Raw genomic sequence first — 16,976 nt, 5'->3', positions numbered from 1 at the left:
GTCGCCGTCGCGAATTACTGCCCGGCGGTGATCGCGCCGCTGCTGCAGAACCGGCTCACGGCGTACTAGCGCGCGGGGCCCCCGTATCCTCGGCTGCGTGGTCGACGACAGGCAGCGCGGTGAACGGCGCCCGCGCACATCCGGCGGCTGGTCGGGGCCCGGCCGCGCGCGACCGGCTCAGCCGCAGCAGCCCGACGGCCACCGCGCGCCGGAGCCCGGGCCGCCGATACCGCCGGGCGTGGAGGCCCGGCAGTTGGCGCCCGAAATCCGGGGCGAGCTCAGCACCTTGGACCGGGCCACGGCCGACGCGGTGGCACGCCACCTGGTCGCGGCGGGTGAGTTGCTCGACGAGGACCCGGAGGCCGCGCTCAGTCACGCCCGCGCGGCGCGCGCCCGGTCCAGCAGGATCGCCGCGATTCGGGAGGCGGTCGGCATCGCCGCCTATCACTGCGGCGACTGGGCCCAGGCGCTGGCCGAATTGCGCGCGGCCCGCAGGATGGGCAGCAAGTCCAACCTGCTCGCCCTGATCGCGGATTGCGAACGCGGACTTGGCCGCCCGGAACGGGCGATCGAACTCGCCCGCGGACCGGAGGCGGCCCAGCTCCAGGGCGACGACGCCGACGAGCTGCGCATCGTCGCCGCCGGCGCGCGTGCGGACCTCGGCCAGCTGGAGCAAGCGCTGACCGTCTTGTCCACGCCGCAACTGGATCCCGGCCGCCGGGGCTCGACGGCGGCGCGGTTGTTCTACGCCTACGCGGACACCCTGCTGGCGCTCGGGCGCAATGACGAAGCGCTGCAATGGTTCCTGCGCTCGGCCGCCGCCGACGTCGAAGGCGTCACCGACGCCGAAGACCGGGTAAGCGAGCTGGGCTGAGATGACCAGCGTTGCAAGCCAATACGATTGCCTGCTGCTCGACCTGGATGGGACGTTGTTTCGCGGCCGCAAACCCACCGAAGGTGCGGTGCAGGCGCTGGCCGAGGTGAGCAGCCGCGCGTTCTTCGTCACCAACAACGCGTCGCGCAGCGCCGCCGAGGTCGCGGCGCACCTGACCGAACTCGGCTTCACCGCCACCGCCGACGACGTCGCCACCAGCGCGCAGAGCGCGGCCCGGCTGCTGGCCGACCAGCTGCCGGCGGGGTCACCGGTGCTGATCGTGGGCACCGACGCGCTGGCCGACGAGGTCAAGACGGTCGGGCTGCGGCCGGTGCGCAGGTATGACGACGAACCGGTCGCGGTCGTCCAGGGCCTGTCGATGACCATCGGCTGGCCGGACCTCGCCGAGGCCGCGCTCGCCATTCGGTCCGGCGCGTTGTGGGTGGCGGCCAACATCGATCCGACGCTGCCCACCGAGCGGGGCCTGCTACCCGGGAACGGCTCCTTCGTCGCCGCGCTGCGCGCGGCCACCGGCGCCGAGCCCCAGGTCGCGGGCAAGCCGGCGCCCGGGCTGCTGACCGACGCGGCGGCGCGCGGTGATTTCCGCGCGCCCCTGGTGGTCGGCGACCGGCTCGACACCGACATCGAGGGCGCCAACGCGGCCGACCTGCCCAGCCTGATGGTGCTCACCGGCGTCAGCTCGGCCCGGGACGCCGTGTACGCCGACCCCGCGCACCGGCCCACCTACATCGGCCACGACTTGCGCGCCCTGCACTCCGACGGCGACCAGCTCGCGGTCGGGCCGCAGCCGGGCTGGCGTGTCGACGTCGACGAGCGGGCGGTCGTCGTCCGCGGCGACGGCCCCGACGACGGCGACGGGCTCTCGATCGTCCGGGCGGTCGCCAGCGCGGTCTGGGGTGCGCGCTCGGACGGGCGGCTCATCAGCATCGAGGCGGCCGACGACCGGGCCCGTGCCGCGTTGCAACGCTGGTCTTTGGTGCGCAGCGACTGACGGATGACTAGCGTAAGAGCGCAATGACTACCGATCCCGAACAAATTCGTGCCGAAATCGACGCCCTGCTGGCCCGGCTGCCCGAGCCCGGGGCTCCGGAAAGCCCCGGGAACCCGTCGCTCACGGAGCTCGAAGACATAGCCCGCCGCCTTTCCGAGGCGCACGACGTGCTGCTTGCCGCGCTGGAGTCGGCGGAGAAGGGCTGAGTGCGCGCATGTCTCGCCGCGCCCGCGTCGACGCCGAGCTGGTTCGGCGCGGACTCGCGCGATCGCGCCAGCAGGCGGCCGAGTTGATCGGCGCCGGACGGGTCAGCATCGACGGCCTGCCGGCCCGCAAGCCGGGCACGGCCGTCGCCGTCACCGCGGCCCTGACCGTCGCCGACGACGGCGAACGGGGCTGGGTCTCCCGCGGTGCGCACAAGCTGATCGGCGCCCTGGACACCTTTGGAATTCCGGTGGCGGGTCGCCGCTGCCTGGACGCGGGGGCGTCGACGGGTGGGTTCACCGAGGTTCTGCTGGATCGCGGGGCCGCCGAGGTGGTCGCTGTGGATGTCGGATACGGGCAGCTGGCGTGGTCGCTGCGCTGCGACCCGCGGGTGGTCGTCGTCGAGCGAACCAACGCCCGCGACCTGTCCATCGAGGCGATCGGCGGGCCGGTCGACCTCATCGTGGCCGACCTGTCGTTCATTTCGCTCGCCACCGTATTGCCCGCGCTGGCTGGATGTGCTTCCCCCACTGCGGATATCGTTCCCATGGTGAAGCCGCAGTTTGAGGTGGGCCGGGGCCAGGTGGGCGCCGGCGGAGTGGTGCACGACCCCGCCCTACGTGCCGACGCCGTGCTCGCGGTGGCACGGCGCGCCGGCGAGCTGGGCTGGCACACCGTCGGGGTCACCGCAAGCCCGCTGCCCGGCCCGTCGGGCAACGTCGAATACTTCCTGTGGCTGCGCGGCCAGACCGGATTGACGGACGACGAGCTGGTGGCAGCGGTGCGGCGCGCCGTAGACGAGGGGCCGCAATGAGCGAGCATCGCACCGTGCTGCTGGTGGTCCACACCGGTCGCGAAGAAGCCACCGACACGGCGGCGCGCGTACAGAAAGTGTTGGGGGACAACGATATCGGGCTCCGCGTCCTATCCGCCGAGGCGGTCGACCGCGGGTCGCTGCAGGTGGCTCCCGACGACATCCGGGCGATGGGCGTGGAAATCCAGGTGGTCGACGCGGACCCGCAGGCCGCCGAAGGCTGCGAACTGGTGCTGGTGCTCGGTGGGGACGGCACGTTCCTGCGCGCGGCCGAACTGGCCCGCAATGCCGGGATCCCCGTGCTGGGCGTCAACCTGGGGCGAATCGGTTTCTTGGCCGAGGCCGAGGCGGAGGCCATCGACAGGGTGCTGGATCACGTTGTCGCCAAGGACTATCGGGTGGAAGACCGCCTGACGCTGGACGTGGTCGTGCGCGCGGGCGGTCGCGAAATCGAGCACGGATGGGCGCTCAACGAGGTCAGCCTGGAGAAGGGTCCGCGACTGGGCGTACTGGGGGTTGTCGTCGAGATCGACGGGCGGCCGGTGTCGGCGTTCGGGTGCGACGGCGTGCTGGTGTCGACGCCCACCGGGTCGACCGCCTACGCGTTCTCCGCGGGCGGCCCGGTGTTATGGCCGGACCTCGAGGCAATCCTGGTGGTGCCCAACAACGCTCACGCGCTGTTCGGCCGGCCGATGGTCACCAGCCCCAATGCGACCATCGCGATCGAGATCGAGGCGGACGGCCACGACGCCCTGGTGTTCTGCGACGGCCGCCGCGAGATGCTGATCCCGGCCGGCAGCCGGATCGAGGTAAGGCGTTGCGACACACCGGTGAAATGGGCGCGGTTGGACAGCGCGCCGTTCACCGACCGTTTGGTGCGAAAGTTCCGCTTGCCGGTCACCGGGTGGCGTGGAAAGTAGATGCTGACCGAAATCCGCATCGAGTCGCTGGGGGCCATCAGCGCGGCGGTCGGGGAGTTCGATCGCGGCCTGACCGTGCTGACCGGCGAGACCGGCACCGGCAAGACCATGGTGGTGACCGGGCTGCACCTGCTCGGGGGCGCCCGCGCCGATGCGACCCGGGTGCGATCGGGCGCCGACCGCGCCGTCGTCGAGGGCCGTTTCGTCACAACGGATCTCGAGGACGCCGCGGTCGCGCTGCTGGACGAGATGCTGGACGCGTCGGGAGCGGAGCGCGACGAGGACGGCAGCGTGATCGCGCTGCGCTCGGTCAGCCGCGACGGGCCGTCGCGGGCCTATCTCGGGGGTCGCAGCGTGCCCGCCAAGTCCCTGGGCGACTTCACCGCGGAGCTGCTCACCCTGCACGGGCAGAACGACCAGCTGCGGCTGATGCGGCCCGAGGAGCAACGCGGCGCGCTGGACCGGTTCGCGAAGGCCGGCCCCGCGCTCGAGCGCTATCGCAAACTGCGCGACGCCTGGCTCACCGCGCGGCATGACCTCGTCGACCGCCGGAACCGCATGCGCGAGCTCGCCCTCGAATCCGACCGACTCACCTTCGCGCTCAACGAAATTGACACGGTCGACCCGCAACCGGGCGAGGACGATGCGCTGGTCGCCGACATCGTGCGGCTCTCCGAACTGGACACGCTGCGCGAGGCCGCGATCACCGCGCACGCGGCGCTCTCCGGGGCGCCCGACGACGCGGACGCCTCCGGAAACAGCGCCGCCGACAGCCTGGGGCGGGCCCGTGCCGCCCTGGAATCGACCGACGACGCGAAGCTCCGGCCGCTGGCCGGGCAGGTCGGTGAGGCGCTCACGTTGGTCACCGATGTGGCCGGCGAACTCAGTGGCTTCCTGGACGAGCTGCCGGTCGACGCCAGCGCGCTGGAAGCCAAGCTGGCCCGGCAGGCCGAACTGCGCACGCTGACCCGCAAGTACGCCGCGGATGTCGACGGGGTGCTCCGCTGGGCCGAGGAGTCGCGGCAACGGCTGGCCCAGCTGGACGTCTCCGAGGAAGGCCTGACGGCGCTGGCCGCCCGCGTCGACGAGCTCGCGCGTGAGTTGGCCCAAGCCGCAGTCGATCTCAGCGGCATCCGGCGCAAGGCCGCCAAGCGGCTCGCCAAGGAGATCACCGCCGAGCTGTCCGGGCTGGCGATGGCCGACGCGCAGTTCACCATCGACGTCAGCAACGACGCGGCCGCCGACAAGGACGACCCGGCCGCGCTCGTGCTGCCGTCGGGCGAGCTGGCCCGCGCCGGTGCCGACGGTGTCGATGAGGTGGAGTTCGGATTCGCGGCGCACCGCGGGATGGACCAGCTGCCGCTGGCCAAGAGCGCGTCCGGCGGCGAACTGTCCCGGGTGATGCTGGCGCTGGAAGTGGTGCTGGCCGCCTCCGCCGCGGGCACCACCATGGTGTTCGACGAGGTCGACGCCGGCGTCGGCGGCCGGGCCGCGGTGCAGATCGGGCGGCGGTTGGCGCGGCTGGCGCGCACCCACCAGGTCATCGTGGTCACGCACCTGCCGCAGGTCGCGGCCTACGCCGACGTGCACCTGGTGGTGCACAGCGCCGGGCCCAAGGGGACCAGCGTGGTGCGGCGGGTCGCCGGCGACGAGCGCGTCGCCGAATTGGCGCGGATGATGGCCGGGCTGGGCGAATCCGACAGCGGCCGTGCGCACGCCCGCGAACTGCTCGACGCGGCGCAGAAGGATGAGATCTAACCGTCGGGAACCCTTAATACAGATGTGACTAATGGGACTCTAGATAACTTCTGAGGCTGGTGTTACGGCGCGCCTCCACGCGTCCTCCTTGCATCACCGACAGAATCGCCCCCATGAAGATGTCAGGCCTGCTAACCCGTAACACCACCCGGCCGGGCCTTGTCGGCACCGCCCGGGTGGACCGGAACATCGACCGATTGCTGCGCAGGGTGTGCCCCGGCGACATCGTGGTGCTCGACGTCCTGGATTTGGACCGCATCACGGCGGACGCCCTGGTGGAGGCCGATATCGCCGCGGTCGTCAACGCCTCGCCGTCGGTCTCGGGCCGCTACCCCAACATGGGCCCGGAGGTGCTGGTCAACAACGGGGTCACCCTGATCGACGAGACCGGGCCGGACATCTTCAAGAAGGTGAAGGACGGCGCCAAGATCCGGCTGCACGAGGGCGGGGTGTACTCCGGCGACCGCAGGCTGGTCCGCGGCACCGAGCGCACCGATCACGACATTGCCGACCTGATGCGGGAGGCCAAGAGCGGCCTGTCCGCGCACCTGGAGGCCTTCGCCGGCAACACGATCGAGTTCATCAAGAGCGAAAGCCCGCTGTTGATCGACGGCATCGGCATTCCCGACATCGACGTCGACCTGCGCCGCCGGCACGTGGTGATCGTCGCCGACGAGCCCAGTGCCGAGGAGGACCTGAAGTCCCTCAAGCCGTTCATCAAGGAGTATCAGCCGGTGCTCTTCGGCGTGGGCAGCGGCGCGGATGTGTTGCGCAAGGCGGGCTATCGCCCCCAGGTCATCGTCGGCGACCCCGACCAGATCAGTGCCGACGCCCTCAAGTGCGGCGCCCAGGTCGTCCTGCCCGCCGACGCCGACGGCCACGCGCCCGGTCTGGAGCGCATCCAGGACCTCGGTGTCGGGGCGATGACATTCCCGGCCGCGGGCTCGGCGATCGACCTGGCCCTGCTGCTGGCCGATCACCACGGCGCCGCGCTGCTCGTGACCGCCGGCCACACCGCCAACATCGAGACGTTCTTCGACCGGACGCGTGCGCACAGCAACCCCTCGACGTTCCTGACCAGGCTTCGGGTGGGGGAGAAGGTGGTGGACGCCAAGGCCGTGGCCACGCTGTACCGCAACCACATCTCGGCGGGCGCCATCGCGCTGCTGGCGCTGACGATGCTGATCGCCGTCATCGTCGCCCTGTGGGTGTCCCGCACCGACGGCCTGGTGCTGCACTGGGTCACCGACTACTGGAACCACTTCTCGCTCTGGGTTCAGCACTTGGTGAGCTAGGGGCCGAAGATGATCTCGCTACGCCAACACGCTTTATCGCTGGCCGCCGTGTTTCTGGCGTTGGCCGTGGGAGTCGTGCTCGGATCCGGTTTCCTGTCCGACACCCTGCTGTCCAGCCTGCGTGACGAGAAGCGGGACCTGCACACGCAGATCAACGGGCTCAACGACCAGAAGAACGTGCTGAATGAGAAGCTCAGCGCGGCAAACAATTTCGACACCCAATTGGTCGGCCGGATCGTGCACGACGCGCTCGCCGGCAAGTCGGTCGTGGTGTTTCGTACCCCGGACGCCAAAGACGACGACATGGCCGCGGTGTCGAAGTTCATCGGCCAGGCCGGCGGCGCGGTGACCGGAACCGTGTCGTTGACGAGCGAATTCGTCGAGGCCAATTCCGCGGAGAAGCTGCAGACCGTGGTGAACTCGTCGATTCTGCCCGCCGGTCAGCAATTGAGCACCAAGCTCGTCGACCAGGGCTCGCAGGCCGGCGACCTGATGGGCATCGCGCTGCTGATCAACGCCAACCCGGCGATCCCGCCGGTCGACGAGCCGCAGCGCGACACCGTGCTGGCGGCGCTGCGCGACACGGGTTTCATCACCTATCAGCCGAGCGATCACCTGGGCGCGGCAAATGCCGCGCTGGTCGTCACCGGTGGCGCGCTTCCCCAGGACGCCGGCAATCAGGGCGTCAGCGTCGCCCGGTTCGCCGCCGCGCTGGCGCCGCACGGCTCGGGCACCCTGCTGGCCGGGCGGGACGGTTCGGCGACCGGCGGCGCCGCGGTCGCGGTGACGCGCGCCGACGCCGGAATGAACTCGGCGGTCAGCACCGTCGACGACGTCGACACCGCGCCCGGCCGCATCACCGCGGTGCTGGGCCTGCACGACCTGATGAACGGCGGCCACGCCGGTCAGTACGGCACCGGTCACGGCGCGACATCGATCACGGTGCCTCAGTAGCGGGCGTGTTCGCCGCGACACTTCGGTCGTGGATGTTAGGGTGGGTTTCCGTGGGTCGGCAGGCCCAACTAGTTATTCGCTAGAACATTCGACGCCCTGCCCGTCTTCACGGAGGCCGCCTGTGCGAAAGCACCCGCAAACCGCCACCAAGCACCTCTTCGTCAGCGGGGGCGTCGCGTCCTCTCTGGGCAAGGGTCTTACCGCTAGCAGCCTCGGTCAGCTACTGACGGCCCGCGGGTTGTACGTGACGATGCAAAAGCTCGATCCGTACCTCAACGTCGACCCGGGCACCATGAACCCGTTCCAGCACGGCGAGGTGTTCGTCACCGAGGACGGCGCCGAGACCGACCTCGATGTCGGCCACTACGAGCGGTTCCTGGATCGCGACCTGTCCGGCTCGGCGAATGTCACGACGGGCCAAGTGTATTCGACGGTCATCGCCAAGGAGCGCCGCGGCGAATACCTCGGTGACACCGTGCAGGTGATCCCGCACATCACCGACGAGATCAAGAGCCGGATCCTGGCGATGGCCCAGCCGGACGCCCAGGGCAACCGCCCGGACGTGGTCATCACCGAGATCGGCGGCACCGTCGGCGATATCGAGTCGCAGCCGTTCCTGGAGGCGGCGCGCCAGGTCCGCCACGACCTGGGCCGGGAGAACGTCTTCTTCCTGCACGTCTCGCTGGTGCCGTACCTGGCTCCGTCGGGCGAACTCAAGACCAAGCCCACCCAGCACTCCGTGGCGGCGCTGCGCAGCATCGGTATCACGCCGGACGCGCTGATCCTGCGCTGCGACCGGGACGTGCCCGAAGCGCTGAAGAACAAGATCGCGCTGATGTGTGACGTCGACATCGACGGCGTCATCTCCACCCCGGACGCGCCGTCGATCTATGACATCCCGAAGCGGCTGCACCGCGAGGAACTCGACGCGTACGTGGTGCGCCGGCTCAACCTGCCGTTCCGCGACGTCGACTGGACCGAGTGGGACGACCTGCTGCGCCGGGTGCACGAGCCGCACGAAACCGTACGGATTGCCCTGGTGGGCAAGTACGTTGAACTCTCCGACGCCTACCTGTCGGTCACCGAGGCGTTGCGCGCCGGTGGTTTCAAGCACCACGCCAAGGTGGAGATGCAATGGGTGGCCTCCGACGACTGCGAGACCGCGGCGGGCGCGACGGCGGCCCTTGGTGACGTGCACGGCGTGCTGATCCCCGGCGGCTTCGGCATCCGCGGGATCGAGGGCAAGATCGGCGCCATCCGCTACGCGCGCTCGCGCGGGCTGCCGGTGCTGGGCCTGTGCCTCGGCCTGCAGTGCATCGTGATCGAAGCCGCGCGCTCGGCGGGGCTCGACCGGGCCAACTCGGCCGAGTTCGACCCCGAGACACCGGATCCGGTCATCTCCACGATGGCCGACCAGGTCGACATCGTGGCGGGCCAGGCGGACCTGGGTGGCACCATGCGGCTGGGTGCCTATCCCGCCGTGCTGCAGCCGGATTCGATCGTCGCGCGGGCGTACGACACCACGCAGGTGTCGGAGCGGCACCGGCACCGCTACGAGGTCAACAACTCCTACCGCGACAAGATCGCCGAGAGCGGCCTGCGGTTCTCCGGAACCTCACCCGACGGGCACCTGGTGGAGTTCGTCGAATACCCGCCGGAGGTGCATCCGTTCATCGTCGGCACCCAGGCCCACCCGGAGCTGAAGAGCCGGCCCACCCGGCCGCACCCGTTGTTCGTCGCGTTCGTCGGGGCGGCCCTCGACTACCAGTCGGGCGAGCTGCTGCCGGTGGAGATTCCCGAGCACGGCTCCAACGGCAACCAGCAGCGGGACGGCGTCAGCCAGTCGTTGCCTGAGCCCGCTGCCCGTGGCTGAACACGATTTCGAGACGGCGTCATCCGAAACGCTGTACACGGGAAAGATTTTCGCGCTGCGCAGTGACCAGGTCCGAATGCCGGGCGGTACCACCGCGATTCGCGAAGTCGTCGAGCATTACGGGGCCGTCGCCATTGTGGCGTTGAGCGAAGACGACGAGATCGCGATGGTCTACCAATACCGCCACGCGTTCGGCCGGCGATTGTGGGAGCTGCCGGCCGGGTTGCTGGATGTGGTGGGGGAGCCGCCGCAGCAGACGGCGGCCCGTGAACTCCAGGAGGAGGTCGGCCTGCGGGCCGGCACATGGCAGGTGCTGGTCGACCTGAATTCCGCGCCGGGCTTCAGCGACGAATCGGTGCGGGTGTATCTGGCCACCGAGCTGACCGAAGTACAGCGCCCGGAGGCACATCACGAGGAAGCCGACATGACGATGCGCTGGGTTCCCGTCGCCGAGGCGGTCCGCCAGGTGTTCAGCGGTGAGATCGTGAATTCCATTGCGATTGCCGGGATTCTGGCCGCTCACGTGGTAACCGAGGGCGTCGCCGAGCCGCGGCCGGTGGACAGCCCGTGGGCCGACAAGCCGACGGCGTTCGTCGCACGGAAGGCCACCCAATGACAACGGTGGCCCTGGACACCCAAGTGCAGGGCTACCTCGACCACCTCACGATCGAACGGGGCGTCGCGGCGAACACCCTCAGCTCCTATCGGCGCGACCTGCGCCGCTACGCCAAGCACCTGTCGGACCGCGGGATTCACGACATCGCCAAGGTGGGCGAGGACGACGTGAGCGAATTCCTGGTGGCGTTGCGGCGCGGCGACCCCGACTCGGGAAGCCCGGCGCTGTCCGCGGTGTCGGCGGCGCGGGCCCTGATCGCGGTGCGCGGCTTACACCGATTCGCCGCGGCCGAAGGCCTCGCCGAGCTGGACGTGGCGCGCGCGGTCCGCCCGCCCACCCCGGGCCGTCGGCTCCCCAAGAGTCTGACCATCGACCAGGTCCTGGCGCTGCTGGACGGCGCGGGCGGCGACAGCGCGTCCGACGGCCCGCTCACGCTACGCAACCGGACGCTGCTGGAGCTTCTCTACTCGACCGGGGCGCGCATCTCCGAGGCCGTCGGACTCGACGTCGACGACGTCGATACCCGGGCCAGGTCGGTGCTGCTGCGCGGCAAGGGCGGCAAGCAGCGGCTGGTGCCGATCGGGCGGCCCGCCGTGCACGCGCTGGACGCTTATCTGGTGCGTGGCCGACCGGACCTGGCCCGCCGCGGCCGCGGAATACCGGCCATCTTCCTCAATGTGCGCGGCGGCCGGCTGTCGCGGCAGAGCGCGTGGCAGGTCCTGCAGGACGCCGCGGAGCGCGCCGGGATCACGTCGGGCGTATCGCCGCACATGCTGCGGCACTCGTTCGCCACCCACCTGCTCGAGGGCGGCGCCGACGTGCGCGTCGTGCAGGAGTTGCTGGGCCACGCCTCGGTGACGACGACGCAGATCTACACGATGGTCACCGTGCACGCGCTGCGCGAGGTGTGGGCGGAAGCGCATCCGCGCGCACAGTAATCGGGATCGCCAATGTTGCTGCGGTAACCTCGTATTCGTGGCGATTCGCGATCATGGCGACCCCGGCGGCGCGCCTTCGATGCCCCAGCCGTTGCGGCCCCCGACCAACTCCGCTCGTCCGTCCGCGGCGGAGGAGGCCCGCACGATCGCCGCCGCTACCAATGCCGCCACACTCGCCACGTTGACCGCCGAAGGCGACCCGTGGGCGTCATTGGTGGCCTATGGACTGCTCGGGGGGATGCCCGTGCTCTGCGTCTCGAATTTGGCCGAGCACGGCCGCAACTTGGCTGCCGAGCCGAGAGCCAGCCTGTCCATCGTGGGGGCGACCAGCGACCCCGATCCGCTCGCCGGCCATCGAATCACGTTGGCAGGCGTGGTCGGCCAGCCGGACACCGAACGGGACGCCGCTCGGGCGGCTTACCTGAATGCGGTGCCGGCTGCGCGTTACTACCTCGACTTCAGCGACTTCACGTTGTGGGTGCTCAAAGTTCAGCGGGTGCGTTGGGTAGGCGGGTATGGCCGAATGGACTCGGCCGGCGGCGAACAGTATGCCGCCGCCTCGCCGGATCCGGTTGCGCCCGCTGCGGTCCGGGCCATCGCCCATCTCAACGCCGACCACGCAGGCGCCCTCGCGGCGATGGCCCGGGCGTTCGGCGGCTACCCCGACACCGACAGCGCGGTCTGCACCGGCGTCGACCGCTACGGCTTGGACCTGCGGGTGCACACTCCCCGCGGGGTGGCCTACACCAGGGTTGGCTTTCCGGTGCGGCTGGACTCCGCTGATCAATTGCGTTCGGCCACAGCGGAATTGGCGCACGCGGCCGAAAGCTGAGCGCCGACCTAACCCAGGTACTCGGACTCCAGCACCAGGTCGGACACCAGCGACTGGTATTCCAGGTGCGTCTTGTGCTCGACGGTGTTCCATTGATTGCCCTGCTGCCGGCGCATGTACTCGCGGTACTTCGGCGCGCCCGGCACCCGGACGTTGTCGGCGACCACGATCGCGCCCGGGCGCAGCCAGCCCCGCGCCATGATGCTGTGCAGGTCGTCGAGGTAGGCGTCCTTGTCGTGGTCGAGGAACGCGAAGTCGAGGGCGCTCGAGGCGAACCCGTGCTCGTTGGCCAGCGCGTCCAGGGTGCGCCCGCCGTCACCGATGGTGCCGACGACACACGTCACCCGGTCGGCGACGCCGGCGTGGGCCCAGATGCGCCGGGCGTTGGCGGCGTTGGCCTCGGCGAGTTCGACGGAGTACACCGTGGCGTTCGGGGCGGCGCGGGCGATGCGCAGCGCGCCGTATCCGACGTAGGTGCCCAACTCCAGCGCCACCGCCGGGTCGGCGCGGCGCACCGCGGCGTCGAGGAGCCGGCCCTTCTCGTCGCCGACGTTGATCAGCATCGACTTCTCGTAGGCGAACCTGTCGATGGTGGCCAGCACGTCGTCGATGTCGCCGGCCTTGGCGTTGCGCAGGACGTAGTCCACCGCGGCGGCTTCGCGCCCGTCGCCGATCTGACCCGTCGTGGTGATGTTGCGCGCGCCCGTCGCCATCCGCCAGACCGACCATCGCAGCAGGGGAATTCGTCGCTTCAGGTCCATGACGCCACAGTAGTGCGGGCGGGCGCCGGGCAGCGGGCGCCCAGATTGCCGCCAAGGTCGTCGCGGCACCGGAATCACAGCCCGCACGGCAATCTCGGCGCGACGCCCACCGCCGCGATATCGCCCGCGATATCAAGTTGGAAAACCGCCCACCACCGCCCCAGTGGTGCTGGTGTGACTGCTGTTAACAATTACCGCCGCCAGGCGCGCTACCAGCGTAAATTCGGTGAGATTCCCTGGTGAAACGCCCTGCGGGTCGCCCGGCTTCGGCGCTTGAACCCGTTAGACTTTCGGTCGATGTTCACCTCCCGAACACCCCCGCCATGACTGAGCAGCCGGACAGCGGCGTCGAGCTCGGTCTGACCGGGCGGCCGCCGCGGGCGATCCCGGAACCGCAGCCGCGCACCTCGCACGGCCCGGCCCAGGTCGTCGCGATGTGCAACCAGAAGGGCGGCGTCGGGAAAACCACGTCGACGATCAACCTGGGCGCCGCGCTCGCCGAATACGGCCGGCGGGTGCTGCTGGTGGACATGGACCCGCAGGGCGCGCTCTCCGCCGGGCTCGGTGTGCCGCACTACGAGCTGGAGAAGACCATCCACAACGTGCTGGTCGAGCCGCGCGTCTCGATCGACGACGTGCTGATGCAGACCCGGATCAAATACCTGGACTTGGTGCCCAGCAACATCGACCTGTCCGCCGCCGAGATCCAGCTGGTCAACGAGGTGGGCCGCGAGCAGACACTGGGCCGTGCGTTGCATCCGGTGCTGGACCGCTACGACTACGTCCTGATCGATTGCCAGCCGTCGCTCGGCTTGCTCACCGTGAACGGTCTGGCCTGCTCGGACGGCGTTGTGATACCCACCGAGTGCGAGTTCTTCTCGCTGCGCGGCCTGGCGCTGCTGACCGACACCGTCGACAAGGTACGCGACCGCCTCAACCCGAAGCTGGAGATCAGCGGAATCCTGCTGACCCGCTACGACCCACGCACCGTCAACTCGCGCGAGGTGATGGCCCGCGTGGTGGAGCGGTTCGGCGACCTGGTGTTCGACACCGTCATCACCCGAACCGTCCGATTCCCCGAGACCAGCGTGGCCGGCGAACCCATCACCACCTGGGCCCCGCGCTCGACGGGCGCCGTGGCCTACCGCGCCCTGGCCCGCGAGTTCATCGACCGATTCGGCGCGTGACGGCCAGCGCAAATGGTGAGGCGCCACCCAAGAACGGCTTTCAAGTCCGCCTGACCAACTTCGAGGGGCCGTTCGATCTGCTGCTGCAGCTGATCTTCGCCCACCGCCTCGACGTCACCGAGGTGGCGCTGCACCAGGTCACCGACGACTTCATCGCCTACACCCGCGAGATCGGCTCCCAGCTGGACCTGGAGGAGACGACCGCGTTCCTGGTGGTCGCCGCGACCCTGCTCGACCTCAAGGCCGCCCGGCTGCTGCCGGCCGGGCAGATCGACGACGAGGAGGACCTGGCGCTGCTGGAGGTGCGCGACCTGCTGTTCGCCCGGCTGCTGCAGTACCGCGCGTTCAAGCACGTCGCGGAGATGTTCGCCGAGCTGGAGGCCACGGCGCTGCGCAGTTACCCGCGCGCCGTGGCGCTGGAGGACCGGTTCACCGAGCTGTTGCCGGAGGTGATGCTCGGCGTCGACGCCGAACGCTTCGCCCAGATCGCCGCGATCGCGTTCAGCCCGCGTCCCGTGCCCTCGGTGGCCATCGGGCACCTGCACGAGGTGGCCGTCTCGGTGCCCGAGCAGGCCAAGAAGTTGCTGGCGATCCTGGAATCCCGCGGCAGCGGGCACTGGGCGACGTTTTCCGAGCTGGTCGCCGACTGCGAGGCGCCGATGGAGGTCGTCGGGCGCTTCCTGGCGCTGCTCGAGCTGTATCGGAGCCGGGCGGTAGCATTCGACCAGTCGGAGCCCCTTGGCGTGCTCCAGATTTCTTGGACCGGGGAACGTCCGGCCAGCGAAGCCTTGGTAGAAGTGCGGGACGAATAGATGACTGAGTACGAGCCCGACGTCGATCTCGACGCGGGTATCCCGGAGATCGCCGAGGCGACGCCCATGGACGCCGAGGAACTCGGCTCCGTGCTGGAGGCGCTGCTGCTGGTGGTCGACACGCCGGTCACCGCCGAGGCGCTGGGCTCGGCCACGCAGCAACCCGTCTACCGGGTCGCCGCCCGGCTGCAGCAGATGGCCGACGAACTCACCGAACGCGGCAGCGGCATCGACCTGCGTCAAACCAGCGAGGGCTGGCGGATGTACACCCGCTCCAGGTTTGCGCCGTACGTGGAGAAGCTGCTGCTGGACGGCGCGCGGTCCAAGCTGACCCGGGCCGCGCTGGAAACCCTGGCCGTGGTGGCCTACCGCCAGCCGGTGACCCGGGCGCGCGTCAGCGCGGTCCGCGGCGTCAACGTGGACGCCGTCATGCGCACGCTGTTGGCGCGCGGCCTGATCACCGAGGCCGGCGTCGACGACGACACCGGCGCGGTGACGTTCGCGACCACCGACCTGTTCCTGGAGCGGTTGGGGTTGTCCTCGCTCGCCGACCTTCCCGACATCGCCCCGCTGCTGCCCGACGTCGACACGATCGAGGACCTGAGCGAATCCCTGGATAGCGAGCCGCGTTTCATCAAGCTGTCGGGCGGTCAGGCGCCCGAGCAGGCGCTGACGTTCGACGTGGACCAGGATTGATGGTCGAGACTGAGGGGATCCGCCTGCAGAAGGTGTTGTCCCAAGCCGGAATTGCGTCGCGCCGGGCCGCCGAGAAGTTGATCATCGACGGCCGCGTCGAGGTCGACGGGCAGGTGGTGACCGAGTTGGGCACCCGGGTGGACCCGGACGCCTCGGTGATCAAGGTCGACGGCGCCAGGGTGGTCCTCGACGAGTCGCTGGTGTATCTGGCGTTGAACAAGCCGCGGGGCATGCACTCGACCATGTCGGACGATCGCGGCCGGCCGTGCATCGGCGACCTGGTGGAACGCCGGGTGCGCGGCAACAAGAACCTCTTTCACGTCGGGCGGTTGGACGCCGACACCGAGGGCCTGATCCTGCTGACCAACGACGGCGAGCTGGCGCACCGGCTGATGCATCCCTCCCATGAGGTGCCCAAGACATACCTGGCGACGGTGACGGGTACGGTGCCGCGCGGGCTGGGCAAAAGACTCAAGGCGGGAATCGAATTGGACGACGGCCCCGCGCGCGTCGACGAATTCGCGGTCGTGGACGCCATTCCGGGCAAGACGCTGGTGCGCGTGGTGTTGCACGAAGGGCGCAATCGCATCGTGCGCCGGCTGCTGGCCGCGGTCGGCTTCCCGGTGGAGGCGCTGGTGCGCACCGACATCGGACCAGTGTCGTTGGGCAAGCAGAGGCCGGGCAGCTTCCGGGCATTGAACCAGGGCGAGGTCGGCCAACTGTACAAGGCGGTCGGCCTGTGAGCGCTGTGATCGTTGCCATCGACGGGCCCGCCGGGACCGGAAAGTCTTCGGTGTCAAGGGGATTGGCGCGGGCGCTGGGCGCCCGCTACCTGGACACCGGGGCGATGTACCGGATGGTGACACTGGCGGTGCTGCGCGCGGGCGTCGATCCGGCGGACGCGGTCAGAAAGATCTTCACGGGCGCGTCGGGCAGGACGACGGTTCCGATGTCGCGTCCCTCGACGACGACGCTTCCATTCCCCCCGGCCATTTCGCGTTGCAGCCCGACGAGGCGGGCGCGCACGGCCGAAACCGACGACACCGCCGACACCGCGCGGGTCACCTCGTCACCGCGGATCTCGACCGAAACATCCTCTCCGGCAAGGAAGTAGCGATCGCCATCCACCGACAGCTGTGCCGTCGACCCGATCCGCCCGACGGCTTTGGCGTCCGCCGGATCGACGCCCGCGCGCAGCACCGCCAGTGTCACCATCCGGTACATCGCCCCGGTGTCCAGGTAGCGGGCGCCCAGCGCCCGCGCCAATCCCCTTGACACCGAAGACTTTCCGGTCCCGGCGGGCCCGTCGATGGCAACGATCACAGCGCTCACAGGCCGACCGCCTTGTACAGTTGGCCGACGTCCGTCGGCGTGATCATCTAGATTCCACCCGGGCGGTGTCGCCGCTGCGCGCCGCGCCCGACGCGGTG

At 69.9% G+C, this 16,976-nt stretch carries 17 protein-coding genes and 2 pseudogenes; 17 read left to right on the top strand and 2 right to left on the bottom strand.

Annotated features, from left to right (window positions below):
* Positions 1 to 97 precede the first annotated feature (97 nt).
* The 12 genes from A5711_RS04340 (at position 98) to A5711_RS04285 (ending at position 12,090) form a co-directional block, all read left to right on the top strand.
* Positions 98 to 874, top strand: a complete 777-nt coding sequence (locus tag A5711_RS04340; RefSeq protein WP_082953566.1) for a tetratricopeptide repeat protein — start codon at positions 98 to 100, stop codon at positions 872 to 874.
* 1 nt (position 875) lies between these two features.
* The gene (locus A5711_RS04335; RefSeq protein ID WP_067944365.1) at positions 876 to 1,886 is read left to right on the top strand and encodes an HAD-IIA family hydrolase; all 1,011 of its coding nucleotides are present in this window, start codon (positions 876 to 878) and stop codon (positions 1,884 to 1,886) included.
* Positions 1,887 to 1,909: 23 nt separating this feature from the next.
* On the top strand, positions 1,910 to 2,092 hold the full coding sequence (locus tag A5711_RS04330; RefSeq protein ID WP_067944363.1) for a hypothetical protein: 183 nt from the start codon (positions 1,910 to 1,912) through the stop codon (positions 2,090 to 2,092).
* An 8-nt stretch (positions 2,093 to 2,100) separates the two neighbouring features.
* On the top strand, positions 2,101 to 2,904 hold the full coding sequence (locus tag A5711_RS04325) for a TlyA family RNA methyltransferase (RefSeq protein WP_067944361.1): 804 nt from the start codon (positions 2,101 to 2,103) through the stop codon (positions 2,902 to 2,904).
* The gene (locus A5711_RS04320; RefSeq protein ID WP_067944359.1) at positions 2,901 to 3,824 is read left to right on the top strand and encodes an NAD kinase; all 924 of its coding nucleotides are present in this window, start codon (positions 2,901 to 2,903) and stop codon (positions 3,822 to 3,824) included. The genes A5711_RS04325 and A5711_RS04320 overlap by 4 nt, the downstream gene beginning before the upstream one ends.
* Positions 3,825 to 5,582 (top strand): DNA repair protein RecN, encoded by a 1,758-nt coding sequence (recN, locus tag A5711_RS04315; protein ID WP_067944357.1) that lies wholly within the window; start codon positions 3,825 to 3,827, stop codon positions 5,580 to 5,582.
* A gap of 113 nt (positions 5,583 to 5,695) precedes the next feature.
* On the top strand, positions 5,696 to 6,877 hold the full coding sequence (gene steA, locus A5711_RS04310) for a putative cytokinetic ring protein SteA (RefSeq protein WP_067944355.1): 1,182 nt from the start codon (positions 5,696 to 5,698) through the stop codon (positions 6,875 to 6,877).
* 9 nt (positions 6,878 to 6,886) lie between these two features.
* Positions 6,887 to 7,831, top strand: a complete 945-nt coding sequence (locus tag A5711_RS04305; protein WP_067944353.1) for a copper transporter — start codon at positions 6,887 to 6,889, stop codon at positions 7,829 to 7,831.
* 121 nt (positions 7,832 to 7,952) lie between these two features.
* A complete protein-coding gene (locus tag A5711_RS04300) occupies positions 7,953 to 9,704 on the top strand; it encodes a CTP synthase (RefSeq protein WP_067944351.1) in 1,752 nt (583 codons plus the stop codon).
* Positions 9,697 to 10,320, top strand: coding sequence for an NUDIX hydrolase (locus A5711_RS04295; protein ID WP_067944349.1), 624 nt, complete (start codon positions 9,697 to 9,699; stop codon positions 10,318 to 10,320). Before A5711_RS04300 ends, A5711_RS04295 begins: the two co-directional genes overlap by 8 nt.
* Entirely contained in the window at positions 10,317 to 11,258 is a 942-nt protein-coding gene (gene xerD / locus A5711_RS04290; protein WP_067944347.1) for a site-specific tyrosine recombinase XerD, read from the top strand. The genes A5711_RS04295 and xerD overlap by 4 nt, the downstream gene beginning before the upstream one ends.
* 37 nt (positions 11,259 to 11,295) lie before the next feature.
* Positions 11,296 to 12,090 carry a HugZ family protein gene (locus tag A5711_RS04285; RefSeq protein WP_067944345.1) on the top strand — a complete coding sequence of 265 codons (795 nt, stop codon included), beginning with the start codon at positions 11,296 to 11,298 and terminating at the stop codon, positions 12,088 to 12,090.
* An 8-nt stretch (positions 12,091 to 12,098) separates the two neighbouring features.
* Here A5711_RS04285 and A5711_RS04280 read toward each other — a convergent pair whose 3' ends face one another.
* Positions 12,099 to 12,851, bottom strand: a complete 753-nt coding sequence (locus tag A5711_RS04280; RefSeq protein WP_067944343.1) for an O-methyltransferase — start codon at positions 12,849 to 12,851, stop codon at positions 12,099 to 12,101.
* A 323-nt stretch (positions 12,852 to 13,174) separates the two neighbouring features.
* On the opposite strand from A5711_RS04280, the gene A5711_RS04275 reads away from it, so the two are divergent.
* From A5711_RS04275 to A5711_RS27985, 5 genes and pseudogenes are all read left to right on the top strand, one after another.
* On the top strand, positions 13,175 to 14,038 hold the full coding sequence (locus tag A5711_RS04275) for a ParA family protein (protein WP_067944342.1): 864 nt from the start codon (positions 13,175 to 13,177) through the stop codon (positions 14,036 to 14,038).
* Positions 14,035 to 14,850 carry a segregation/condensation protein A gene (locus A5711_RS04270; protein ID WP_067944340.1) on the top strand — a complete coding sequence of 272 codons (816 nt, stop codon included), beginning with the start codon at positions 14,035 to 14,037 and terminating at the stop codon, positions 14,848 to 14,850. Before A5711_RS04275 ends, A5711_RS04270 begins: the two co-directional genes overlap by 4 nt.
* Positions 14,851 to 15,546 (top strand): SMC-Scp complex subunit ScpB, encoded by a 696-nt coding sequence (gene scpB / locus A5711_RS04265; protein WP_067944338.1) that lies wholly within the window; start codon positions 14,851 to 14,853, stop codon positions 15,544 to 15,546.
* Positions 15,546 to 16,289, top strand: coding sequence for a pseudouridine synthase (locus tag A5711_RS04260; RefSeq protein WP_067944336.1), 744 nt, complete (start codon positions 15,546 to 15,548; stop codon positions 16,287 to 16,289). The genes scpB and A5711_RS04260 overlap by 1 nt, the downstream gene beginning before the upstream one ends.
* A pseudogene (locus A5711_RS27985) lies at positions 16,286 to 16,393 on the top strand ((d)CMP kinase); the annotation flags it as partial. The gene A5711_RS04260 and the pseudogene A5711_RS27985, both read left to right, overlap by 4 nt.
* Before the next feature lie 20 nt (positions 16,394 to 16,413).
* Here A5711_RS27985 and cmk read toward each other — a convergent pair.
* Positions 16,414 to 16,878, bottom strand: a pseudogene (gene cmk, locus A5711_RS04255) ((d)CMP kinase); the annotation flags it as partial.
* Positions 16,879 to 16,976: the final 98 nt, after the last annotated feature.

Source organism: Mycobacterium sp. E2238, assembly GCF_001672665.1.
Lineage (GTDB): Bacteria > Actinomycetota > Actinomycetes > Mycobacteriales > Mycobacteriaceae > Mycobacterium.
The sequence above is the reverse complement of the archived record's forward strand: the minus strand, read 5'-3'. Positions and strand labels throughout refer to the sequence as shown.